General features: G+C 65.4%; 13 protein-coding genes. 8 read left to right on the top strand and 5 right to left on the bottom strand.

All coding sequences use genetic code 11. The features are described from left to right. Positions 1-35: 35 nt before the first annotated feature. Positions 36-1,286 (bottom strand): sensor histidine kinase, encoded by a 1,251-nt coding sequence (locus ACOYYX_RS21685; RefSeq protein WP_422923617.1) that lies wholly within the window; start codon positions 1,284-1,286, stop codon positions 36-38. Between the two features lie 54 nt (positions 1,287-1,340). Between ACOYYX_RS21685 and ACOYYX_RS21680 the strand changes: the two genes are divergently transcribed. Continuing rightward, entirely contained in the window at positions 1,341-1,508 is a 168-nt protein-coding gene (locus ACOYYX_RS21680) for a hypothetical protein (protein ID WP_422923615.1), read from the top strand. Positions 1,509-2,100: 592 nt separating this feature from the next. Then, on the top strand, positions 2,101-2,883 hold the full coding sequence (locus tag ACOYYX_RS21675) for a class I SAM-dependent methyltransferase (RefSeq protein WP_422923613.1): 783 nt from the start codon (positions 2,101-2,103) through the stop codon (positions 2,881-2,883). Positions 2,884-2,933: 50 nt separating this feature from the next. On the opposite strand, the gene ACOYYX_RS21670 is transcribed toward ACOYYX_RS21675, so the two are convergent. After that, on the bottom strand, positions 2,934-4,772 hold the full coding sequence (locus tag ACOYYX_RS21670) for an ABC transporter permease (protein WP_422923611.1): 1,839 nt from the start codon (positions 4,770-4,772) through the stop codon (positions 2,934-2,936). Between the two features lie 290 nt (positions 4,773-5,062). Between ACOYYX_RS21670 and ACOYYX_RS21665 the strand changes: the two genes are divergently transcribed. The 6 genes from ACOYYX_RS21665 to ACOYYX_RS21640 all read left to right on the top strand — a co-directional run bounded on the left by ACOYYX_RS21665 (position 5,063) and on the right by ACOYYX_RS21640 (position 16,255). Next, entirely contained in the window at positions 5,063-7,969 is a 2,907-nt protein-coding gene (locus ACOYYX_RS21665; protein ID WP_422923609.1) for a sigma-70 family RNA polymerase sigma factor, read from the top strand. Between the two features lie 231 nt (positions 7,970-8,200). Further along, positions 8,201-10,594: a hypothetical protein gene (locus ACOYYX_RS21660; RefSeq protein WP_422923607.1), complete on the top strand. Its 2,394-nt coding sequence runs from the start codon at positions 8,201-8,203 to the stop codon at positions 10,592-10,594. 166 nt (positions 10,595-10,760) lie between these two features. After that, on the top strand, positions 10,761-11,561 hold the full coding sequence (locus ACOYYX_RS21655; protein WP_422923605.1) for a PhzF family phenazine biosynthesis protein: 801 nt from the start codon (positions 10,761-10,763) through the stop codon (positions 11,559-11,561). Positions 11,562-11,603: 42 nt separating this feature from the next. Further along, on the top strand, positions 11,604-12,077 hold the full coding sequence (locus ACOYYX_RS21650; protein ID WP_422923604.1) for a DinB family protein: 474 nt from the start codon (positions 11,604-11,606) through the stop codon (positions 12,075-12,077). Between the two features lie 135 nt (positions 12,078-12,212). Beyond that, complete coding sequence (locus tag ACOYYX_RS21645; protein ID WP_422923602.1) at positions 12,213-13,340, top strand: transposase; 1,128 nt, start codon at positions 12,213-12,215, stop codon at positions 13,338-13,340. 395 nt (positions 13,341-13,735) lie between these two features. Further along, on the top strand, positions 13,736-16,255 hold the full coding sequence (locus ACOYYX_RS21640) for an alkaline phosphatase family protein (RefSeq protein ID WP_422923600.1): 2,520 nt from the start codon (positions 13,736-13,738) through the stop codon (positions 16,253-16,255). 91 nt (positions 16,256-16,346) lie between these two features. Here ACOYYX_RS21640 and ACOYYX_RS21635 read toward each other — a convergent pair whose 3' ends face one another. The 3 genes from ACOYYX_RS21635 to ACOYYX_RS21625 all read right to left on the bottom strand — a co-directional run bounded on the left by ACOYYX_RS21635 (position 16,347) and on the right by ACOYYX_RS21625 (position 23,459). Further along, a complete protein-coding gene (locus ACOYYX_RS21635) occupies positions 16,347-17,792 on the bottom strand; it encodes a trypsin-like peptidase domain-containing protein (RefSeq protein ID WP_422923598.1) in 1,446 nt (481 codons plus the stop codon). Between the two features lie 85 nt (positions 17,793-17,877). After that, entirely contained in the window at positions 17,878-20,775 is a 2,898-nt protein-coding gene (locus ACOYYX_RS21630) for a hypothetical protein (protein WP_422923597.1), read from the bottom strand. Beyond that, positions 20,772-23,459: a hypothetical protein gene (locus ACOYYX_RS21625; protein WP_422923595.1), complete on the bottom strand. Its 2,688-nt coding sequence runs from the start codon at positions 23,457-23,459 to the stop codon at positions 20,772-20,774. The genes ACOYYX_RS21630 and ACOYYX_RS21625 overlap by 4 nt, the downstream gene beginning before the upstream one ends. Between the last annotated feature and the right edge of the window lie 11 nt (positions 23,460-23,470).

The raw sequence follows: 23,470 nt of genomic DNA, 5'->3' as shown, positions 1-23,470 counted from the left end.
AGCCGTGGAGGGCAAATGCCTGCTGAGCCCCTCCCTCAAATCCTGACGCGACGAGAAGGAGGAGGCTGAGAGCCCACAGGCCCCGGGATCGTCAGCAGGAACGTCGTCCAGCCGCCGGCCGAGGTCAATTCGATCGCGCCGCCGTGCGACTCGATGATCTGCTTGGCGATCGCCACCGCCAGGCGGCCGGCCTGCTCCTTGCCCGGGGTCGCGAAGGGGGCGAAGAGGTTCGCCCGGGCCTTCGCGGGGATCTCGGGGCCGTCGACCGCCACCGCGATCTGCAAATCCCCTTCGTGCGGGCTCGCCGTGAGGCGCACGTCCATCGCGTTCGCGGCACCTCGCGAGAGGAACTTGGCCGAGGCGTTCACGAGGTTGATGAGGGCACGCTCGAGCTTGCGACGATCCCCTCGGGCCCAGAGACCCGCGGCGCCCTTCGTCGAGAGCCTGAGCGAGTTCTCGACGATGACGTCGTGCGTCTTCTCGCGGACGATGTCGAAGAGTTCCTCGATTTCGAACGGCTGTAGATCGATCGCCGAGTTCCGCGTGAAGTCGACGATGTCTCCCACGATGGCCATCGCGTCGTCGGCCGAGCGCCCGATGATCTCGAGCATCTCCCAGAGGTCGGCGGGCTCGTTCGTCGACATCATGGCGACATCGAGCGCCGACTGGATGGCCCCGATCGGCGACCGCAGGTCATGCACGATCGTGCCGATCGCCTGGCTGATCGCGGCGAACGTTTCTTCCGAGCGATCCGCGCTTGCGGACTCCACGCCATCAAGGGCAAGCGAGGCGACTTCCAGCAGTCCGGGGATGAGCCGAGCATGTCGCGAAGATGTCTGGCTCGGCTGGACCCAGAACGCGGCGAGTTCCCCCGCGCGATATCCGCGGACCGGGATGCCGTCGACCTCGACCGGCTTCTCGGGGAAGGATCGCCCCTTGAATGAGCCGAGCATCGCTTCCGCCAGGCGAGGTTCCCTCCATCCTCCCGAAGCGAGCCAGGGCGTGTAGTCCTGGGGGGCAGGGCCGACCTTCGCGAGCAGCAGGGACGGGCTCTCCAGGGCGTGAGCGAGCTGATCGATTACGTTGCCGAGCAAGGTTGTGAGCGTCGCGCGATCCGCCTTGAGCCTCCCGATCGCGCCGATGGCCCCCTCAAGTCGACGCCGCTCGTTCCAGCCGAGCACGCACCTGGAAGCTTCCTCGCGGACATTGGCGAGATCGACTCGCTTCGGCATCGCCGGGAGGTCGATGGACGAGGGCTCGCCCCGAGTCTCCCTCGATTCGACCATCAAGATTTCGGCAGTCGAATCGATCTGAATCACGGAATTTAAGAATTCGTTTGTGTGAAGGCCGCGGATGCAAATCAGGGCGAACGGGCGACCCGCCTGGGACTTCGCCTTGAGCCGTTCCAGAGCTTCCTCCTGCGTGCGAGCGTGGGTGACCACGAACTCCGAGAGGAGGACGGAGGCCTTCGTCTCAAGGCGGGGATTGCCGTGGGGGGCGTCGCCTGAGGTTGAGCCCGCTTGTTCGCATCGGGCGCCCTCGCGATCCCGAATGCACAGGCGCTCTTGGATGCAGTCAGGGCCCTGATTTTCGTCTTCGATGACGAGGACCCTGGTATTCAGAGTATCCATTTCGTCGGATCAAATTTCGGGCCGAAGGTCGTTACGAAAACCCTATGGTCTGCCTTGGTGGTCGGGCCCGCCGACCCGTGGACGACATCGATTCCCGAGGGACACCATGCTGGCGTCACCGCTCGTCTTCGAGTGGCCGCCCGAATCAACGGTAAAGGTCTATATGTTCGAGAGATCCTACCCGCTGTGAAGATTGTGAGGAAGCCTGCGAGGTTCTTTTGCAACATGGCGGGCCTTGTCCGCTTGCTCCCGAGGTGGCGTTCAACCTCTCTTTCGAGGATCTTGGTCGAGCCTTATGTCGGAGTTTGGGAGAATCGTCAGCCTTCCCGCGTAACGGGTCTGGCTTCAAGCTTACAAATCATCCGGGAAGAGGTGTTGGGAATCCGCTGGATCCTGCAACATCCGTTTTCCAAAGTTGAGAATCCTCGTGGGTTTCCATTCCGGTCGTCGACGATTGGGAGAAGGGACGATGGAAGCCGAGTACGACAAGATCGCCCGCCAGTTCAAGAAGTCGCGCGAGCTGCCCTTCCGCACCGATGTGGAAGAATTCACGGTCTTCGAGATGCTCGGCGACCCCGCGGGACTCTCGGTGCTCGACCTGGCCTGCGGCGAGGGGCATTACGCCCGACAGCTCCGCCGCAAGGGGGCCGCGAAGGTCGTCGGGGTCGACCTGTCCGAGGCGATGATCTCGCTGGCGAGGGAGGCCGATGCGAATGAGCCTCTGGGCATCGAGTACCGGCAAGGGGCGGTCGAGGACCTCGGCGTCATCGGCCAGTTCGACGTCGTGACGGCGGTCTACCTGCTCCACTACGCGACCTCGCGAACCGCGCTCGACGCCATGCTCGTGGAAATCGCCGCCAACCTCAAGCCGGGTGGCCGGCTCATCGCCGTCATCAGCAACTTCGCCCCGGGCAGCGCGATCGACATCGCGAAGTATGGCTGGAGCCTCGCGAGCCCCGTCCCGAGCGAGGAGGGCAAACCTTATCGACTCTGCCTGCTGTCGGGGCCGGACGCCTTCGAGATCGAGAATTATCTCTATTCTCGGCATACATATGAGGAGGGTCTCGCCAGGGCGGGATTTGGCACGGCTCGTTGGCATGCTCCTCAGGTCTCCGATGAGGGCTTGCGGAGGAAAGGCGCCGAGTACTGGCGCGAATTTCTCGAGCATCAGCCGATCATTGGGCTCGAAGCCGAGAAGATGCGTGAGTATCCGAGGCCCAATCCGGTCGTGGGCCATCAATCCGAGGGTTGATCGACGATCGACAGGCCGGGGGTACGATCGGCTCCGGGTCGAACCGGGACTCAGGCTTCCGCCTTCGATAAAGAGCCCGCCTTCTGGAGCGTTCCGGAGACCTCGCGATACGTCCCGCCCGAGCGGCCCTCGGGCATCCGTTCCATGCGCCTGTCGAAGTTGGCGATAACCAGATTGAGCAACAGGTAACCCGCCAGACCCTTGAGGAAGACGACGATGATCATGCCCACCCAGACCGGGGACCGCTCTTCGTAAGGGTTGAATGCGAGTGTGTCGATTGAGTTGATGGGACCGGCGATGGGGCTCAACGACATCATGGTGGTGAGGAGCCAGCGCTGGTTTCCCTGAAAGTTGATCATGGTGCGGCGGATCGTGCTGAACAGGAAGCCCCAGACCACGATCCAGACGATCGAGATCGTGATGAAGACGAGGACGCTCGACAGCACGGCCCGGCCGACCTGCCGGACATAGAGCGCGATCGCGATCCCCAGGCTTGTGAGCAGCGCCCCCGAGGCGAGGAGATCGGCGGGGCCTAGCATGGCCCCGATCCAGCGATCCCAGAGCGAAAGCGGGTGGGCCGTCCCCGGCGTGGCCCAGGCCGGCAGTGGTGGCAGCGTGGTTGCGTACAGGAGGTGGGTGAGCAGCGGCAAGGGCAGGAGCAGGAGCACCAGGCGATACACGCCCCACCACTTCGCCATGACGATGGTCCGCGTCGAGAGCGGGGTGGCCAGCAGGACGTCCAGGCTGCCGCGCACCCGCTCCTCGGCGAGCGCCGTCGGGGCGATGGAGCTGAGGATCAGGAAGCCGAAGGCGACCTGAATCATCATGGCGAGCGGGAGCGTGCCGGGGCCCAACGGGAACCCGATTCGGTGGATCTCGTAGCCACCCATGATGGCCAGGCCCCAGGTCCCGAGGAAGAGTAGTCCCCAGACCAGCCGGTTCAGTCGCGAGGGGCGGTTCCGATGCCATTCCCGCCATAGCACGGGATTGCCATCGAGCGAAGGGCCGGGGAGGGCAGGGAAGTATCGCCGGATCCTGGGCCAGTCCCGTTTCTCCCGTTTCGCCACCCGGCTTTCGTGGGCGACGGCCGCGCCCCGAAGCTTCAAGATCGAGAGCGCCGTGAGGGCCGTCGCGAGCGCGAGCATGATGGCGATGAAGACCACGTAATCGACGGCATCGACGAGCTTGGGATCCGTGTAGGGCGCGAAGGCCAGGACGAACGGGTTGGCCAACTGGAACCATTTCGTCGGCGCGGGGAGGCCCAGGCTGCGCGTGAACCCCCACCAGATCGGCAGCGCGAGGAGCCAGATGCCTTCCAGGACGTAGACAGCCATCAGCACTTCATGCGTCTTCTTCGCCCAGACTGAGATCGTCAGGGCCAGCGCGCAGCCGAAGGCCGCCATCGCCAGCGAGACGCCGAAGAGGCCCACCAAGGCCCCGAAGTCGATGCCCCCAAGGAGCGCGGACAGGGCCGTGACCGGCACCGCGCAGGCGATCAGGGCGAAGGTCGGGCCGAGCCTGGCGGCAAGCTTGCCGAGCACGATCTCGACGTCGGAAAGGTCCGTCACCATCATATGCAGGAGCGTCCCTCTCGCCCGGTCCATGCAGATCGAGCCGGCCGTCGCTGCAGGGGCCGCCAGGAGGACCAGGGTGATCTGGATCCCCGCCAGGGCGTAGAAGAAGTACTCGCCGACCTGGGACATCTGCCGGAATGTCTGCACGCCACCGGTTTGGTTCCTGGCCTCGCTCTCCAGTGAGAGCCAGACGCCTATGATCCCGATCAGCAACGCCGCCACGAAGGCCGAGCGTGCGGCATAGGTCTGCCGCCGCCTGGCGTTCAGGATCGACTCGTAGATGAAGACCGGACCCAGCCCCCAGCGTTCTGCCATAGCGGTCCTCGCCTCGCATCTCGGAGATCGGAGATTCGGAATCGGGCCCGACATCGACGCATTGCAGCTTCGAGCATACGAAGTCGGTTCCGCTCCCGCATCCCCTTGCTACGACAGTTGACCGAGATCGGGGGGCCGCGTAAGACTCGTGGCTGCGCTTCGAGCCATCGGGCATGATGAGACGGGCCATCAACACGCTCGCGGCGTTATTTCTGAAGAAAGCGCGATCGGTCCCGCACGTTCGGGGAACTCTCTCGGAGGAGGCTTCGATAAGCGAAGGGGAGATCACCATGGCAAGCGGGCAGTTGGACGTCATGCTTCCTTCATTCCGTGCCCTGTTCGGCCTCGGCGCGTCGGCGAGCCTGGGCGATGGCCAGTTGCTGGGCCGCTTCTTGGCCGGGGGCGACGAGGCCCGGGAGGCCGCCTTCTCGGCCCTCGTGACCCGGCACGGGCCGATGGTTTTGGGCGTCTGTCGCGCGGGCCTCGGGGACCCCCACGACGCCGACGACGCCTTCCAGGCCACCTTCCTCGTCCTCGCGAGGAAGGCCCGGACGATCCGCAACCCGGACCTGCTCGGCCCCTGGCTTTACACCGTGGCGCAGCAGACCGCCCGCAAGGCCAGGGCCAGGCGTGCGCGCCGGCTCGTCCGCGAATCGGCGGAGGCGAACATGGCCGAACGCCCGGGTTCCGAAGAGGTCGGGACGCTCGAACGCGGGGACGCCGAGGCCCTCCACGAGGAGATCGGCCGTCTGCCGGGCAACCTCCGCCTGCCGATCGTCCTCTGCTACATCGAGGGCCTGACGCATGAAGAGGCCGCCAGGCGAGTCCAGTGCCCGGTCGGCACGATCCGGAGCCGGATGGCCAAGGCCCGAGAGCTCTTGCGGGGACGCCTCACGCGCCGGGGATTCGCCATGCCTGCCCTCCTGCTGGCCTCGGGGGCGTTCACCCGCGAGGTTCGCGCCGCCGTGCCTGTGATCCTCGCCGAGCGGACGACGCGGCTCGTCGCCTCGGCCCTGGGACAAGGTGTCGCGACCGGATCCGCCTCGACCCTGGCCGACGCGGTGATTGGGGGTTGGTTCCGGGTTCAGGCCGGCTCGATGGCCGTCGCCTTATTCCTGGGAGGCATCTGCTTCCTGATGCAGCGGGACGAACCCGCTCCGACGGCTCCCGCCCCTCCGGCTCCGAAGGCCGCCGGGGTTGCCTCCGCGCCGGGCGAGAGTCAAGCTCCCGCGCAAGAAAAGTCGATGACGGTCGCCGGCCGAGTCATCGATCCCGATGGGAAACCCGTGGCCGGTGCCAGGGTCGGGCTCTACCTCTTCCCGCGAGGTCCCTCTCGGGCCGGCGTGGATAAGGATGCCCGCCTGATCCCGGCCGATGGCGTCACGGATCGCGAGGGTCGGTTCCGGTTCTCGGCGCCTCGAGTGACGTCGGTGACGCATCGATACGCTTCCGTCGTGGCGAATGCTGAGGGGTTTGGCCTCGGCTCGCAGACCCTGGAAGTCGACTCCGGAGAACGAGCGGTCGATATCCGCCTGCCTCGGCAACGCATGCTCTCGGGTCGATTCATCGACCTGCAAGGGCAACCGGCAGCCGGGGTCGAGGCCGTGGTGACGGCCGTCCAGGCGAAGGAAGGAGCGGGAGTGGATTCCATCGCCTTCCACGGCGAGGTTCCCGAGGGTTCTCTCTGGCCTCGGCGGATCCGATCCGACGACCAGGGGCGGTTCCAGTTGACCGCCGCCGGGCCGGGAGGATCTGTCGAGATCCAGATCCGCGACGATCGCTTCGCGCGACAGGACCTGGTCCTCGCGGATGAGGCCTCGACTCGCACCCAGGCGGGGAACCTCGCCTCCCGGCGGCCTTCGCGGTCCGGCGATCGCGGGACGTTCGTGCTCATCCCCGCCCATATCATCGAGGGGCGGGTCACCTACGCCGATAGCGGCAAGCCCGCCGGGCATGCACGCCTCGTCGTCCAGGGCGGGCGCTACATGAGCGGTGAGGCCGACGCCGAGGGCCGTTTCCGGCTCAATCCGTTCGCCGACAACGCGTACCGGACGGACACCGGGGAGAAGATCTTCACGGTGTTCGCCCATGCCCGCGAGGGTGAGCCTTACCTATCACTCTCCAAGGATATTGCCTGGCCGGCCGGTGCATCACAACTAACGCTCGACTTCGCTTTGCCTCGGGGCGTCCTCTTGCAAGGATCCGTCAAGGATGCGGAATCGGGCAAGCCATTGCAAGGGGTCCAGGTCCAGTACGAGCCCTTGCCGAACGTCCCCTTCGAACCCAGAGAGTACGTCGTCACGGGAGTCTGGACGCCCGCCTTTTCGAATCGCGACGGGTCGTTCGCGCTGGCCGTCTTCCCTGGCAAGGGGCACCTCCTCGCCTTCGGCCCGAGCCCCGAGTACATCCTCTCGGAGTACGGCTCGCAGGTCATCCAGCACGGCAGCCCCGGAGGTCTCCGCAAATATGCCCAGGCGTTGATCCCGATCGAGGTCGACCGCAACCTTGAACCCCTCGCCGTGCCGATCCAACTCCGCAAGGGAACCACGCTTGAGTGTCGCGTGCTCGATCCCGAGGGCCAACCGCTCGCCAGGGGCACGCTGGCGACAAACTTCAACGTCGCGGGCCAGGCCTTCCGCTGGGGAGGCGAACTCACGCCTATCCGCGACGGCAAGGCGATCCTCCACGGCCTCGACCCGGCTCGCGCCTATCCCCTTGTGGTCCTCGACGCCGAGCATCGCTGGGGAGCCGCCATCGAACGCCCCGCGAACCGAGCCGACGCGGGCCCTCTGACCATCCGACTCGCCCCCTGCGGTTCGGCCACCTTGCGACTCGTCGACGAGGCCGGCAAACCAATTTCCGGCTACACCCCCGGCCTTCAAATCCTCCTCACCAAGGGCCGCTATCAGGTGGAGTTCGACGGCAACCGCTACGACGAAACCCTCGCCGCCGACGCATCAACTCCATACCTCGATCGCAGAGACGTCGTCGAAGCCTTTCGCAGCGGCCCGAAAGGACAGGTCAAGCTCAACAACCTGATTCCCAACGCCACATATCGCCTCATCACGGCCGAGAAAGGAAGCCCCGATATCGACTCCGTCGTGCTGAAAGACTTCACCGTCGCTTCGGGTGAGACACTCTCGCTTGGAGACATCACCCTCAAGGGCGTCAAAGTTGAGGATGCTAACGAGCGTTGAAGTCGTTGCGTTGGATCGGGCTGGCTCGGCCTTGAGCGAATTGCGGCAGAGCATCTAGGTCGATAGTCTGGCGTCAGTTTGGTCGGGCTGGCTGTGCCGCGTTGTCTCGATGACGATCGCGGCGGCCATCGCCCGGCCAAGGTTTTGACGCCGAGGCAGGGGCCCTGCGCATCCCCTCGGATGGAACCCTCAGAGGAGATGGGTGTGGGGCGAGAATCAAGAAGCGGTTGGATGTGGGCCTCGGTGGTGGTGCTCGCGTTGGGGATAGTCACAAAGACTCGGGCGGAAGGGCTTGACCTGAGCAAGGCCAGGGTATTGGTCGCCGACGATGCGGGAAAGGTCGAGGCGAAGGCCGTCGGCATGCTCATCGACGAGGTTCACAAGCGGAGCCGGCTCCACTGGCCGAAGCTCTCGCAGTGGCCCGAGGATGCGGCGGGACCGCTGATCGTCGTGGGGCAGGAGGCCGGGCTGCGGGCGAAGTTCCCTCGCGTCGTTTCCTGGCTCGATGCCAGTAAGCCCGCGAAGGGGGCCGAGGGCTATCGGGTTGGCGTCGACGCTAAAACTAGCCTCATCGTGGTCGCGGGGAATGATGCCAGAGGTGTGTTGTTCGGTGTGGGGAGGTTGCTCCGCGAACTGAGGCTGGGACGAGATCGGGCGGAGATTGCCAAGGAATTTCAGGTCGCCACGGCGCCGAGGTTCCCGCTCCGGGGGCATCAACTCGGATATCGGCCCAAGACGAACTCGTATGATGGGTGGGATCTTCTGCAGTGGGAGCAGTACATCCGCGACCTCGCTGTCTTCGGCACGAACGCGATCGAACTGCTACCACCCAAGACCGATGACGACCCGGATAGCCCGCATTTTCCACGGCCGCAGCTCGAGATGATGGTGGGGATGTCGCGCCTGGCGGACGAGTACGGGCTCGACGTCTGGGTCTGGTACCCGACCGAGGACGACCTCGATTATGGCGACCCGAAGATCCTCGCGACGGCCTTGCGCGAGTGGGGCGAAATCTTCGAGGCCTTGCCCCGGATCGACGCCGTGTTCGTGCCTGGGGGCGACCCGGGGAACTCGGCGCCGGGGCCCTTGATGAAGCTGCTTGAGAAGCAGGCCGAGTCGCTCCGCAAGCGGCATCCGAAGGCCCAGATGTGGGTCTCGCCCCAGGGGTTCGGCCAGGATCGCGTCGACGAGTTCTTGAAGATCCTGCGCGACGAGCCGAAGTGGCTCACGGGCATCGTCCACGGGCCGCAGGTGCGGCTCTCCGCCAAGGAGCTTCGCGAGTCGGTCCCCGCCCGCTACCCGATCCGTCTCTATCCCGACATCACACACAACTTCGACTGCCAGTATCCCGTGCCCGACTGGGACATCGCCTTCGGCCTGACCGAGGGACGCGAGCCGATCAATCCCCGGCCCTTGGGGCAGGCCACGATCTTTCACGCCGACCAGAACCAGGCGATCGGGTTCATCACGTATTCTGAAGGATGCAATGATGATGTGAACAAGTTCGTCTGGAGCGGCCTGGGGTGGGATCCGGACGCGGCCGTCGTCGACCTTGTGAGGCAATACAGTCGGTACTTCATCGGCGACGCCCACGCCGAAGGATTCGCCCAGGGGCTCTTCGCCCTCGAGAGGAACTGGCAAGGGCCCTTGCTGGCGAACTCCGGGGTCGAGACGACCCTGCGGCAATTCCAGGATCTCGAGCGCAGCGTCGAGCCCCAAGTGCTGCTCAACTGGCGGTTCCAGCAGGCCCTCTATCGCGCCTATTACGACGCCCACATACGCGACCGCCTGATCCATGAGACGGCCCTGGAGAACCAGGCGTATGACGCCCTCCGTCGCTCGGGTACGATCGGCTCGCTCGCCGCGATGGCCGAGGCCCAGGCGGCGCTGGCGAAGGCCGTGACGCACCCGGTCTCGGCCGACCGCAGGGCTCGGGTCCATGAACTGGCCGAGGCCCTGTATCAAAGCGTGCGGATGCAGTTGAGCGTGGTCCGCTACAAGGCGACGGCCGTCAGGCGCGGGGCGAACCTCGACGCGATCGACACGCCCTTGAATAATCGAAACTGGCTCCTGTCGCAGTTCGCCGCGATCGGGAAGCTCGGGCGCGAGCAGGATCGGCAGAAGGGGATCGCCGAACTCCTCGGGCATGAGGACCCGGGGCCGGGCGGGTTCTACGACGCGCCTGGCGATCCCTCGCGACGCCCTCACCTCGTGCTGGGCGACGGCTTCGTGAAGGACCCCGACTTCCGGCGCTCGCCGCGGATCACGTTCGGCAGCCGCCCCGACTGGCCCCTCGCCTGGTGCCGCTATGCCCAGAGCCTCTACGACGCGCCGCTCGAGATGCACTACGATCGGCTCGATCCTCACGCCAGGTATCGGCTCCGCGTGATCCATCCGGCAGACAGCTTCCCGACCCCGATCCGCCTCACGCTGCAGGCCGACGGCCGCCAGATCCACGGGCCGATGGCGAAGCCGGACCCGGTGCGAGCCCTCGAGTTCGACATCCCGGCCGACCTCACCGCCGATGGCAGCCTGACCCTCCGCTGGTTGCAGGAGCCCGGCCGCGGCGGCAGCGGGCGAGGCAACCAGGTCGCCGAGGTCTGGCTGATCCGCGTGGCCCCCTGAGCGAATTGGCTTTCATCGCTTCACACATCCAATGAGAACGGGACACGCCGAGGCCGCGCGAACGTCGCGGGGCCTCGGCGTGTCCATTGCTGCACATCGCAAGGTCGATTCGGTTCGTGCTGCGCTCGCATACGACCAGGCACGGGCCAACCCCCCGGGAGAAATTATGAATTTACCCCTATTCATCGTCGATGCGTTTTCGTCGCGTCCCTTCGGCGGGAATCCGGCCGCGGTCTGCATCCTCGGCGAGCCCAGGCCTGATGAGTGGCTTCAGCGCGTCGCGGGCGAGATGAACCTGTCGGAGACGGCCTTCCTGATCCGGCAGGACGATGGATACAGCCTCCGCTGGTTCACGCCCGAGGTCGAGGTCGACCTCTGCGGCCATGCCACCCTGGCCTCGGCCCACGCCCTCTGGGGGTCGGGGGAGGAGCCCAAAGATCGGACCATCCGCTTCCAGACGAGGAGCGGCCTGCTCATCGCCGAGCGGCAGGGTGACTGGATCGAACTCGACTTCCCGGCCTTGAAGACGAAGCCTGTCACAGAAGCCCCGGCGGGTCTGGCCGAGAGCCTCGGCGTGCCCTTGCGCTTCGTCGGCTCGTACGGGATGGACTATCTTTGCGAGGTCGAGAGCGAGGAGGTGCTGAGGGGCCTCGCCCCCGACTTCGCCCGCCTGCGCTCGATCAGGACGCGGGGGGTGATCGCGACGAGCCTCGCCGGGGCGGGGGGAGCCGGGTACGACTTCGTCTCTCGGTTCTTCGCTCCTGGCGTCGGGATCGCCGAGGACCCCGTAACCGGCTCCGCCCACTGTGCCCTGGGGCCGTTCTGGGCCGAGCGGCTCGGGAAGGCGGAGTTCCTGGCGTACCAGGCCTCGAAACGCGGGGGCCTCGTGCGGGTCCGGGTCGAAGGGGATCGGGTCAAGCTCGGCGGGCAGGCGGTCACGGTCGTTAGAGGCGAGTTGCTGGGTTGACGTTTTTATCTATCCACACCGAAGAATTCGAGGGGGATCTCAATGGATCGTCAGATCATCGAACGCTACGTGGCCGGTGGGCAGCAACTGCGTGATTCCGTCGAGGGCCTGAGCCGGGAAGACCTGATCGCCAGGCCGGGGCCGGGGCTTTGGTCCATCCAGGAGGTCGTGATCCACCTCACGGATAGCGACAGCATTTCCATCGACCGCATGAAGCGCATGGTGATCGAGGACAACCCGCCCTTGCTCTATGCCGACGAGACTGCCTACGTCGAACGCCTCGCCACCCATGAGCAGTCGATCGAGGACGCCCTGACCCTCTTCGAGGTCGGCCGGCGGCAGTTCGGCCGGGTTCTCCGCAACCTGCCCGACGAGGCTTTTGCACGTTACGGGACGCACAACAAACGCGGCGTGGTCGCCCTCGGGGACATGGTCGAGGATTATATCGAACACCTCGAATATCACCTCAAATTCAGAGACTTCTCGCTGATCCCGACAGGAGTCCGGTCGCCGTAAGAGGCTCTTGACAAGAGGAGATAGGGCCTGCGTGCTTGTGGGTGATTACCCGTCCCACAGGAGCACGCAGGTCATGGCGACCCGAAGGCCCCACGTCCGTACCATACCCCTGAGTTGCGCCCCGAGCCAGGCTCCATGCCCCACGTGCGGCAAGCGGGGCGCCGCAAGCAGGTCCTCCGGCGCCTCGTCCGGACCCTCGCCTACAAGCAGGTCGTCTTCCTCGACATCACTTACGGCGAGTATCGCGCCCGCTGCGGCTGCTGCAGCACCTTCCGCACCTGCCCCCCGGGCGTCGAACCTAAGGCCGCCTACGACCACAAGGTCCGAGAGGCGGTCCTCGACCGGATCCTCGACGACGGCATGAGCGTCGAGCGCGTCATCGCCTCGATGCGCCGCGACTTCCTCCTGGACCTCTCCGACGGCTTTGTCTACGACTGCCTCGACCGCAGGGTCCGCGGCCTCGACATGGCCGAGCATCGCCGCTGGATCCTGACCCGGTTCAGCGGTACGCTCTGCGTCGACGAGCTCCACCTGGGCCGATCGACGCTCCTGCTGGCCACCGACCCGCTCCAGGACCTGCCCGTGGCCTTCGCCGTCGTCGCCGGCGACGATCGCGACCACATGCGGCGGTTCCTCAAGGACCTCAAGTGGTGGGGGCTGTTGCCGCAGGTGGTGGTGACCGACGGCTCAAACCTCTATCCGACCCTGCTGGCGGAACTCTGGCCGGCGGCCCGCCATCAGTTGTGCGTCTTCCACGTCCTGAAGGACCTGCATCAGCGCGTCCTGGACGCGGTGCGTCGGATGCGGCGGGGGCTCTCCCGCCGCGGCAACCGAGGCCGCAAGCGGAAGCCGGGCCGGCCCCGGCGCCGGTCGCGGCGGCGCTCGACGAACAAGGAGAAATCGGCCTTCGTCTTCAAGCATCGCTGGCTGATCGTGAAGCCGCCGCGAGGGGATGAGCGCCGGGGAGCGGGCGGACCTGGAGACGATGCTGAGCTATCTGCCGGAGCTGAAGACGTTGCGGGACTTCGTGGACCGTCTCACGATGCTATTCGAGGAGGGGCAGACGGAGGAGCTGGCCCGGGGCCGGCATGCGGCGCTCCTGGGGAATCCCCGCTTCCAGAAGGTCCCCGAGCTGTCGTCGGCGATGGGGATGCTCCCCGACGAGAAGTTCGCCAAGATGATCGCGTTCCTGAAGGACCCGGCGTGCCGCCGGGTGCGGACGAACAATCATGTCGAGCGCGTCAACCGGCAGCTCCGGCATGAGGAGAAAGCGCGGTACAAGTGGCGGGAGCGTCGGACGATCGTGCGGTTCCTGGTCCTGCTCATGGACCGTCGCTACAAGCGCGAGAGGGCGATACGAAGTCGGTGGCATGGCGATCCGGGGCCGAGCGGAGATGATGGATGCTCACCAAAGGCGGTGCCCAGGGGGCGAGTGGCGTGACGCGAGGGCCAAGGACTGTCGGGATCAGCGAGAAGTGTCCATATTCATCTTCGACAAGCGAGAGCGCCTGGGGAAGCCGGCGGCATGTTGAGGGCTACGGGGCCGGTTGCAATCCCCTGGGTCGGGCTGATGCTTTCGAGGGGGCGAGGTCGTAGAATCGGCGGCTCGTGTTTCCTGGCATCGCTGTGACTGAGGGTTCCTCCGGAACGAAGGCATCATGACTCGAAGAAGAGCCTGGGCTCTGGGACTGGGGATCGGAGCGCCCGCGCTAGTTTTGATCCTGGCCGGCATGGCGCAACGGGGTGTGATCTGGATGGGGAAGCAGCCGGACGGGGGCTTCATGGTCTCGTCCGGACAGAGGGTGGAGGGGGGCTCGCTCGCATTCCAGGGTCGGCCCATCGAACTGGCCCTCCACCCGAGCGGGGCCTTCTTCGCCGTGCTGCACCAGAACAGCGTCTTCCTCGGGACGACGAAGGCGATCCGCGAGGAGACGAAGGTCCCGCTCGGCTCGAGCGCGGGGTTCCGCGGGCTCGTCTGGTCGCCGGACGGCAAGCGACTCTTCGCCAGCACCGAGCAAGGGTATGTCCAGAGTTTCAAATATGAAGGGGACAAGCTCGTCAAGGCCGGGCAGATCGCCGTCAGGCCGAAGGACGCGAAGGACAACCCCGTGCCGGGCGGGATGACGATCACCAAGGATGGCTCGCGGCTGTTCGTGGCGGCGGCCAACCGCAACGCAATCGCCGAGGTCGACCTCACCCGTGGGGATGGGGAGTGGATCCGCGAGTTCCCCGTCGAGAACCTGCCGTTCGAGCCGAGGCTCTCCGAGGATGAGAAGACCCTGGTCGTGAGCAACTGGGGGGGCCGAAGACCCCGAGCCGGGGACATCACGGCGAAGAGCCAGGATCTCGACGTCGTCACCGACGACCGGGGCACGCCCGGCTCGGGGACCGTCAGCCTGATCGACCGCGAGTCGGGGAAGACCCGGCACCTCGAGGTCGGCATCCACCCGACGGCCATCGCCGTCTCGGGCGGGCGGGCGTACGTCGCCAACGCGATGAGCGACTCCATCTCCGAGGTCGACATCGCCTCGGGCAAGCTGACCCGCACGATCCCGATCCTCTGGGGCGAGAAGCTCCGCGTGCTGGGGAGCATGCCCAATGCGCTCGAGATCCGGGGCAAGACGCTGTACATCGCCAACGGCGGCGACAACGCCCTCTGCGAGGTCGACATCGCCTCGGGCAAGGTCCTCGGCTTCCGACCCGCCGGCTACTTCCCGACGGCCCTCGCCCTGACCCCCGACGGCAAGTCCGCCCTGCTGCTCAACACCAAGGGGAACGGCTCGGTGAACCGGACCCTCGCCGGCAAGCCGGGCAATGCGCACGACTTCCAGGGGACCGTCACCGTCGTCGACCTGGACGCCGACCTCGCCAAGGCTACGAGCGTCGTCGCGCGCAACAATCGCTGGGATGCGAACCTCGTCAAGCCCCCCCTCAAGGTCTACAACGGCGCGATCAAGCACGTCCTGTACATCATCAAGGAGAACCGGACGTACGACGAGATCTTCGGCGACCTGCCCAAGGGCAACGGCGACCCCAAGCTCTGCAGCCTGGGCGAGCGCGTGATGCCCAACCACCGCAAGATCGCCAATGAGTTCACCCTCTTCGACAACGGCTACGTCAGCGGGACGAATAGCGCCGACGGCCACGCCTGGTCGACCCAGTCGATCGCCAACGACTACCTCGAGCACTTCTACGTCGGCTACTCGAGGACTTATCCCTGCGAGGGGGAAGACCCAATGGCCATCTCGAGCGGCGGCGCGATCTGGGACGCCGCGATCCGCAAGAACAAGACCCTTCGGGTCTGGGGCGAGTTCTGCGACGAGACCAAGGCCGGCTTCCAGCCCGCCCCCAAGGACTGGTTCGAGCTCTGGGAGGATCGCAAGAACGGCACGAACAAGTTCAAGATGACGGCGGAGACGACCGTCCCCAGCCTCAAGCCTTATATCAACAAGGAAGTGCATTACTGGCCTCTGATCCAGAGCGACCAGCATCGCGTCGACGTCTTCCTCCGCGAGTACGAGGAGTTCAGCAAGAAGGACGCCGTCCCCGACCTGATGATCATGAGCCTCCCCTGCGACCATACCGAGGGGGTCAACCCGAGCTATCCCACCCCCAGGGCCATGATGGCGGACAACGACCTGGCGCTCGGGCGGGTGGTCGAGGCCCTCTCCAAGAGCCCGCAGTGGAAGGAGACGTGCATCTTCGTGATCGAGGACGACGCCCAGTCGGGCCCAGACCACGTCGACGGCCACCGCACGGCCTTCATGGCGATCAGCCCCTACACGCGGCGGGGGTTCCTGGACTCGACCTTCTACACGACGACGAACATGATCCGGTCGATAGAGATGATGCTCGGCCTCGACCCGATGAACAAGTTCGACGCCCTCTCCGACCCGTTGGTCGCTTGCTTCGGCGACGAGCCCGACCTGACGCCGTACAAGGCCGTCCCCAACAACGTGCCGCTCGACGAGCGTAACCCGTCGGGCAAGGCCATGAACGACAGCGACAAGTACTGGCTCGCCCGCACGATGGAGCTCGACTGGAGCCACGTCGACGCGCCGGATCCTTACTGGATGAACCGGATCACCTGGTACAGCCTCTTCAAGGATTCGCGTCCTTACCCGGCCCGAGCAGGCGAGGTCCCCGGCGTCAAGGACAAGGATGACGACGACGATTGAGCGTCGCCGCCTCGATGATCGCCAGGCCGAGCAGGACCCGCTCGAGAGGCCAACACCTCCCGAGCGGGTTTGTTTTTTCGGCCGGGGCGTCTCAGGGCTGGAAGATCTCCGGGGCCTGCCGCATCAGCTCGTCGCGCATCGAGCCGATCCCCTGGGCGACGAAGGTGGGCGAGGCCCCTTCTTCGCCCTTGACGATCAGCGTGTTGATGCCGACGACGGTCCCGTCATCGCGGACGAGCGGGCCGCCGGAGTTGCCGGGGCTGATCTTGGCCGTGTGCTCGATCTTCACCGAGCCCCCGTTGCGCCTGAGGAGGCTGATGATCCCGTCGGTGATCACGTATTCGAAGTTCGACGGCTGGAAGTGGGACTCGACCCGCACCCCCTTCTTCTGCTCCTGGATCAGGCGCTGAATCGCCTCCTCACCCGAGAGCGGGGTCCGCGAGGCCTCCGGGAAGCCCAGGGCGTAGACCGGCGTGCCTCTCGCGGTCGTGTCCTCCTCGGCCAGGCGGAAGTGGGGCAGGGGGGCGTCGGGCTTGATTTTGAGGATGGCCATGTCGAACGGGTCGCTCTCGTGGACGATCGTGGCCTCGTACTTCTTGTGCTTGAAGAAGACCCAGATCTTGGGCTCGATCTTGGTCTTCGTCTTCTCCTCCAGCTCGGTCCGCATCAGCTCCGCGTTCTGGAGCTTGGAGGTCGACTCGACGACGTGCCGGTTCGTAATCAAATAGCCCGAGCCCGAGGCGACGAAGCAGGTCCCGCTCGACAGGCAGACCTCCGTCCTCGTGCCGTCGAACTCCGTCTGGACCCAGCCGCAGAGGACGAGTCCCACGGCCGCGGCCAGGTCGGGGGCGTCGTTCACCGAGTTGATCGTGGCCGACCCATCCCCCTTGAGCCCCGAGACCAGGGCCTCGCGACGCTCCTTCGGGGCGAGCAAGACGGCTGCGATCCCCATCATGATGACGATCGCGACCACCGCCACGATCAGGCCGATGCGGCGGTTGCGGCTCTGGGCCTCGCTCGGCCTGGCGTGGGCCGGTGCCGGTGCTGCGGCGTGAGCCGCCGCCGGCGCCGTATGCTGAGGGGTCGGGGCGTAGCCTTGCGGACCGCCGTGGCCCGCCGGGGCCGCAGCGACGGGAGCTGCCTGCGGCTGTTCGAGCTGGAGGGTGCGGAGCGGGACCCAGTTCGGGAGCCCTTCGCGCCAGACGAGCGTCTCCCCTGTGATCGTACCCCGGCGCAGCATCTCGAGGAGGTTCGCCGTCTCGACCGGCCCCATCGGCGTCTGGCCCGACGAGTAGTACCAGTCGTAAGACGGCTGCTCCGGCGTCGCGTCGGCGACGGGGAAGACCTCCTGCCGGGGGACGCTCTGCGGCGAGAAGAGGAAGTCCAGGGTCGACGCACGCGACCACGTGACCCGGTCCCGCGAGACCTCGTGGAACTGCGCGAGCTGCCCGCGCCGGCGCAGGCCATAGAGCTGCTCGGCGTTGAAGGGTCCGGTCACCTTGTTGCGGTCGCGGACATACCAGGTTTCTTGCGACATGGCCTCGTACCCTTGAGCCCTTCTGGCGCGAGTCGTGTTCGGTTGGAGGAGGGAGGAGGAATCGGGGCGGCGGACGAGGCCTCGATCACTCGCTCGTGCGACGCGCGAAGACGAGCCGGCCTTCGAGCAGCTTCGCGGCGGCGCCGTCGATCAGGACCCCCTTGTCGGGGCCGAGGACCTTGCCGATCGTCTCCCAGGAGCCGTCGGAGAGGTTGACGAAGAGGCTCGTGCCAGGCCGGCACTTCGCCGCCTCGTCGCACTGCCAGGCCCCCTTGCTGGTCCGCAGGAGGACGTCGACCGGCAGGTAGGTCTGGGCCATCGATGCCTCGAGCTTCACCCTCGCCTTCTCCACGAGCGTTGAGATCAAGGTGATCGGGGGGAGGCCCTTCAGGATCCGCTCGCACGAATCCCGGAGCCGCTCGACTTCGGGTCGCTCCGGGGCCATCCAGTCGACGTCGAGGTTGAGGGCGGGGTCCTGTACGGCCCGGCTCTGCTCCTTGAGGGCCTCGCTGATGAGCTCGCTGCCGAGGGTCGCCGTCCGCATCGCGGCCCGGAGCGCGATCATCCTGGGGATGGAGTCGACCTCCGGCTCGGACTGGATGGCGGCGAAGATTTGCCCCATCACCTCGTCCCAGTTGGCGGGGCTGTTGACGGCTTGCGTGACCATCGGCTTCAGCCGCCCGGCCATCTTGGCCTGGGGGGCGACGGCGATGCTCTCGACGTTCTCCTTGGTGAGGTAGACCCGATCGGTGCGGCCGGCGAGCGTGACGAGGGCTTCGAACAGGCAGCCGTTCTCGGTGACGTCCGGCTTCGACACCGTGTAGTACGTCTTCCCGTTCGTGGCCTGGACCTTCCAGATGTTCTGGAAGAGCGGGTTCGAGAGCACGCGCCTCAGCGGGGCCGTCGCGTCGTCCTCCCCCTTCGGCTCGCGGCGGGACATGGCCATGACGTAGCGGTGGTAGTCGCCCATGGTGGCGTCGGGCCAGCGAGGATGCTTGATCCGGAACTCGGTGAGCTGCTGCGATCGCTCGGTGGCATCGGCGGGGGTGAGCTTCGTGTACGGCGGCTTCCAGCCCTTGGCGATGAGGGCCCAGGCGATGAGGGTCTCCCAGGCCGAGCGCTCTGCCAGCATGTCGCGGAAGGCCGCCGAGCGGGGGTCGCCGGGGAACTTCACGACGTAGGCCTCGCAGGCCTCGGCGAACGGCGCGGCGTCTCCCGAGGTGATCATCGCGGTCGCCTTCTCCCGCACGAGCTCGACCATGCGCTCGCGGTCCGAATTCCCGGCGAGCGCGCTCTCCGCCTTCTCGAGCCTGGCGATCCAGGCCAATGCCTGGGCCTTGGGCTCGGGGCTGGCCTTCTCGGCCTCGTTGCGCAGGGTCGTCACGTGGATCCTGAGCCCGCCCAGGGCCTCGCGCGTCTCGTTGGACTTGGGGAGCTGTGCGACGAGGCGTTCGGCGGCCTCGAGCTTCTCGCTCAGCTCGCGGAGCCTGGACTGCAAGGCCTCGTCGGCCTCGCCACGCATCTTGGCCCCGAGGGCCTTCCTATCACCCTCGACGCGTTCGAGCGCGGCCTTCTCGCCCGGCAGCCTCGCGGCCATCCGGGCCGTGGCCAGGGCGGGGGGGGCCTCCTCGTCGAGCGGGGCGTCCTGCGCGGCCTTGAGCGCCTTGTTGAACCGGTCGACGCGGCCGTCCTCGTCCTTCTCCGCCCCCGCGAGCCGGTTGGTGACGGCCTCGCAGGCCTTGGTCTCGGAGGCACCCGGATACGTCTTCTCGAGCTGCTCGAGGGCTTGCCGGGCCTCCTTGAGTTGCCCCGCCTCCAGCATCTCCTCGATCTTCGAGGCGGTCTGCTCGATCGTCCTGAGCCGGTTGCCCGCGGCGCTCGACCAGGCGATGAGGCCGGCGAAGACGAGCAGCGCGGCGGCGATGCCGGTGACGATCGTGCGGAATTTGCGCCGCTCCGACTTGCCGAGCTCGCGATACCGCTCCTTGACGGCCGCCTGGATGTCCTTGGGCAGGCCTCGGCCGAAGCGGATGACCCCCTCCTCGGCCTCGTTGAGGGTGCGACGGTCGCCGCCGTGCTCGAGCACGTCCTGGAGGTCGAGCATCGCCTCCTGATAGGCCCGCTCCTCCTCCTCGCGACGGTCCTGGCGGCGGAGCCAGTCGAGCCCGGCCTGCGCCTCTCCCTCGAGCGGGTCGCCCGGGCTGAGCGCCGCCATCTCGGCCAGCGCGAGCCATCGGGAGCGGATCTGTCGGCCCCTGGCCGTGTCCTCGCCGGCGTGGGCTCGTTGCAGGTCCTCCGCGAGCTTGCCGAGTTGGTTGCGGGCCTGTTGCTTCCGGGCGGAGGCGAGAGCCGAACGCGCCGAGTTCACGCGGGCCTCGGCCAGCGGGGCGGTCCAGGCGACGGTCTCCAACTCCCGGACGATCGCCTCGAGCGCGGTCACGTCCACCGCGGCCCGCGCGTTGCGGACCTCCAGCTCCATCTCATCCTGCCGGGCGACCTCGAACCGCCGGATGTCCTCGAGCCAGATCGGGTTGTTCGTGTCGAGCTGGGCGATCTTCCGCATGACCTCCACACGCTTCAGCAGCGGGGCCCGCGCGAGCGCGTATCGGCGATGCTTCCTCAGCAGGTCCTGCAGCGGGTCTTCCTCGCCATACGCTTCATTGAGGGCGTGGGCATGGTCGATGGCGAGCGCCGGGGCTTTGGTCCAGCCATACCGCAGGGCAAGGTCATCCCACTCCGGCCGCTCGGGGAAGTCGAGCACCGTCGCCATGTCGAGTAGGTCGGGCTCTGCCTTCGCGAGGTGGAGTGCCTCCGACCGCAACCCCTGCCTGAGGAAGAAGGCGCACCGATTGAGCCGCTCGTTCGCCTCGGAGCAAGCCGCCGCATAATCCTTCGCCAACCCCGCCAGGCGCGGGTCCTCGGTCCGATCCGCCGACTGGAGGAACGAGCGGATTTCGCCGACTGTGCGGTGAAAGTCGATCATCGGTTCTTATCCTCGGCGGACTTCTTACCTTGGCGTTTGGCGTTAGTATCCGGACGGCCGACTTTAGCGACCTCAACAATCTCACCATCAACGTTGATAGCGAGAGTTACTTGGAAAGACAATTCAGACAAATTATCTCCACGTTTGAGTTTAACAGTTTCATCCATGGCTTCGATCATGCTTCGCAACTTCTCCGCCGCAGCCAGTACGGCGGACGATTTGGCTATATCAGCTTGGTTCTTTGACTCGGACTGTTGCTGTTCGACTTCTTGTGGTCTGATGGCATTAACCAGTGAATTTTTGATATTATTTGTTTTTTTGGTGAAATCAATGCACTTATTTTTTGATGTATTGTATGTTTTGTTAAAAGCAATGCCGTGTTGTAATTCTGTGGTTTTTGCTAGTTCGGTGCATTTGTCTATAGATTCTCTGAGGCTAGTGAGGGTGGACAACGCTTTTGCGCGGTCGCTTTCCGCTACTAAGAGGTAAGGCTCGTTGGTCCTGAAATCGCCACGAGCGGCCAGAAATTCGTCGCTGGCCTGGATGCATTGCTCTAGTGCGGTTTTGAATGAAATATTTGATGAAATTTGGATGTTTGCGGATCCGAGATTCGGTCCAGCCTGGTAAATTCCTTTTGATTCGATCTTTAATGCGATGTGTTCGAAATTTTTGATTTTGTAAAACCTGGCCTGAGGTGTTCTTTGATCGACTTGCTCAGTTGCTTCCCCGTTCGTAACGCATTCACTAATGAGTATCGGGCGGTTCATGGGAGGGCCATTTTTCCACTCCCCCGCTGAGATGTCATGCTTCGTGTCGAGAGTCTTGGTCGAAATCGCGGACTTGGAAGGTTCCATCGCGATCGAATTGCGTAGGGCAATCTTGTAGTGAGGAGCTGTCTTGTTCGATTCGTTGCGGTGTTTGATTTCGAGTATGCACGTATTAATTGCTCTTAAGATATCCAGTGTTATAGGTGTGTCGGTCCTTATGTACAGTATGCGATTTCCTTCGACTTCGAAGGAAGCGTATTTTGTTTTTTCGTCAGCCTTCGCGACAATCGCGATACCTATCTTGGGCTTAGGAAGTACCGCCACCTCGAGGCCTATTGCGTCAAAACCAACTTGTTTGACTCCCAATAGATTAAAATCGTAGTCGAGGAAATCCTCGTTTGTTTCGGATTTAAGAATTTGTAAATCTGAAGTGGTGCTGTTCAAGTCAAGTAGATCGACAGATTGGCGCACGACCCTCTTTGCTGCTAGCTCAGGTTTCTTGTGGGCGTCCGAATCTTTCTTGCCACTATCGCTATTGATCGTTGGTTTCCTCTCTTCCTCACGCAATGATGTGTCGGGCGGCCTTTTGCCTTTCAGCTTATCTTTATGTAGAGGATCCGTGTCGTGAGCCAAGCCCTGGTTAGATTGAATGCCCTCAGTCTCTGGCGGGCTTATCAAGGTGGTAGGATTGCCTTTATCTGATAATTGGGCCTGCTCTTGTGCTGGCTTTGCACTATGGTTTCCTTCTGTCTTTTGCTGTGGTGGCTGGTTTTGTTCGTCAGGGATCTTCGTTGACAGTACTTTGCTACGTCGTGGCTCAGATTTTTGCTGCATAAAGACAATCGCGGCACAGGCCACTACCACAAGCACCAGTGACGTAACTCCGAGGATAGGCAACAATCGTCGCCGGCGCTTGGGCTCTTCCTCCTCCTCATTATCTTCCATGATGAGCGGCGGCGGCACGGGGCCGGTGGGCGCGTGGGAGCCCCCGACCATGCCGTAGGTGCCGTCGGTCGGGCCCGGAGGACGCCAGCCCTGACTCGGCTCGGGGGGATAGTCGGGGAAGGGGGCGAAGTCAGGCTCGGCCGGTTCGAAGGTGGTGAGGGGCGGGGGCGCGGCGGCCGTGCCGGTGCGGGCGAGGGCGACGAGCGAGCCCCCCTCGGCGCGGCCGAGAGGTTGGCCGAGGTCGAGGACCAGGGCGTTCTTCATGCCGAGGGCCTGGGCGGCCTCGGGCGAGCCACGCACGACCCCGCGCCACGAGCAGGCCACGCCCTGCTGCAAGCCGGTGAAATAAGTGCTGAAGCTGACGTCCCAGCGGCGGTTGGCCGGCAGCAGCGCCAGGGCCTCCTCGAAGAGGGGCAACAGATCCGTGCCCGGGTCGAACACGAGGATCGTCACCCGCCTGGGGTCGGCGAGGAAGGCCTCGGCCAAAACCCCGGCCCAGCCGGCGTCGCCGGTCGCCCTGGCCCAGCGGTCGCAGGCCCGCGCGGGGCGGTCCCCCTGCGGCACCGATCGCGACTCGGGCAGGAACCCGATATGGCCGTCCCAGTCGGCGTTCAGCACGCCGGGCCGGCCCATGAGCCAGGCGGGCCCGCCCCGGGCGAGTTCCGAGTCGTCGAGGATGACGTGGTGGGCGTACTTGTTGGTGCGGTCGCTATAGTCGAGCCCGGCGTCGCCGATCCGGGAGAGGACGTGGCGAGGCCCGGCGGCCGTCGGCACGCGCAGGTGGTTGAAGGCGACGGGGTTGAGCTTCGCCTTGGGATCGTGCGGCGGGAAGACGTTCCGGTAGGCGCTCAGGCCCTCCATCCGCTCCACGAGCGCGCGGGGCATCTGGGCCGAGCAGGCCACCGTGCTATAACCCTGGGTGCCTGGGAAGACGCCTCGAGGGGCCGATGTGTAGTGGACCTCGGTTGCCATGCGAACGCTCT

The organism is Singulisphaera chitinilytica (assembly GCF_049331405.1).
Classification (GTDB): domain Bacteria; phylum Planctomycetota; class Planctomycetia; order Isosphaerales; family Isosphaeraceae; genus PoT.
Note: the sequence above shows the minus strand (reverse complement) of the source record. Positions and strands in the feature narration are given on the sequence as shown.

Bases quoted from the DNA above. Each gene is read 5' to 3' on its own strand.
- ACOYYX_RS21665 (WP_422923609.1), top strand. From the start codon at position 5,063: ATGGCAAGCGGGCAGTTGGACGTCATGCTTCCTTCATTCCGTGCCCTG.
- ACOYYX_RS21635 (WP_422923598.1), bottom strand. From the start codon at position 17,792: ATGTCGCAAGAAACCTGGTATGTCCGCGACCGCAACAAGGTGACCGGA.
- ACOYYX_RS21625 (WP_422923595.1), bottom strand. From the start codon at position 23,459: ATGGCAACCGAGGTCCACTACACATCGGCCCCTCGAGGCGTCTTCCCA.
- ACOYYX_RS21650 (WP_422923604.1), top strand. From the start codon at position 11,604: ATGGATCGTCAGATCATCGAACGCTACGTGGCCGGTGGGCAGCAACTG.
- ACOYYX_RS21660 (WP_422923607.1), top strand. From the start codon at position 8,201: ATGTGGGCCTCGGTGGTGGTGCTCGCGTTGGGGATAGTCACAAAGACT.
- ACOYYX_RS21630 (WP_422923597.1), bottom strand. From the start codon at position 20,775: ATGATCGACTTTCACCGCACAGTCGGCGAAATCCGCTCGTTCCTCCAG.
- ACOYYX_RS21675 (WP_422923613.1), top strand. From the start codon at position 2,101: ATGGAAGCCGAGTACGACAAGATCGCCCGCCAGTTCAAGAAGTCGCGC.
- ACOYYX_RS21640 (WP_422923600.1), top strand. From the start codon at position 13,736: ATGACTCGAAGAAGAGCCTGGGCTCTGGGACTGGGGATCGGAGCGCCC.
- ACOYYX_RS21685 (WP_422923617.1), bottom strand. From the start codon at position 1,286: ATGGTCGAATCGAGGGAGACTCGGGGCGAGCCCTCGTCCATCGACCTC.
- ACOYYX_RS21645 (WP_422923602.1), top strand. From the start codon at position 12,213: ATGCCCCACGTGCGGCAAGCGGGGCGCCGCAAGCAGGTCCTCCGGCGC.
- ACOYYX_RS21655 (WP_422923605.1), top strand. From the start codon at position 10,761: ATGAATTTACCCCTATTCATCGTCGATGCGTTTTCGTCGCGTCCCTTC.
- ACOYYX_RS21670 (WP_422923611.1), bottom strand. From the start codon at position 4,772: ATGGCAGAACGCTGGGGGCTGGGTCCGGTCTTCATCTACGAGTCGATC.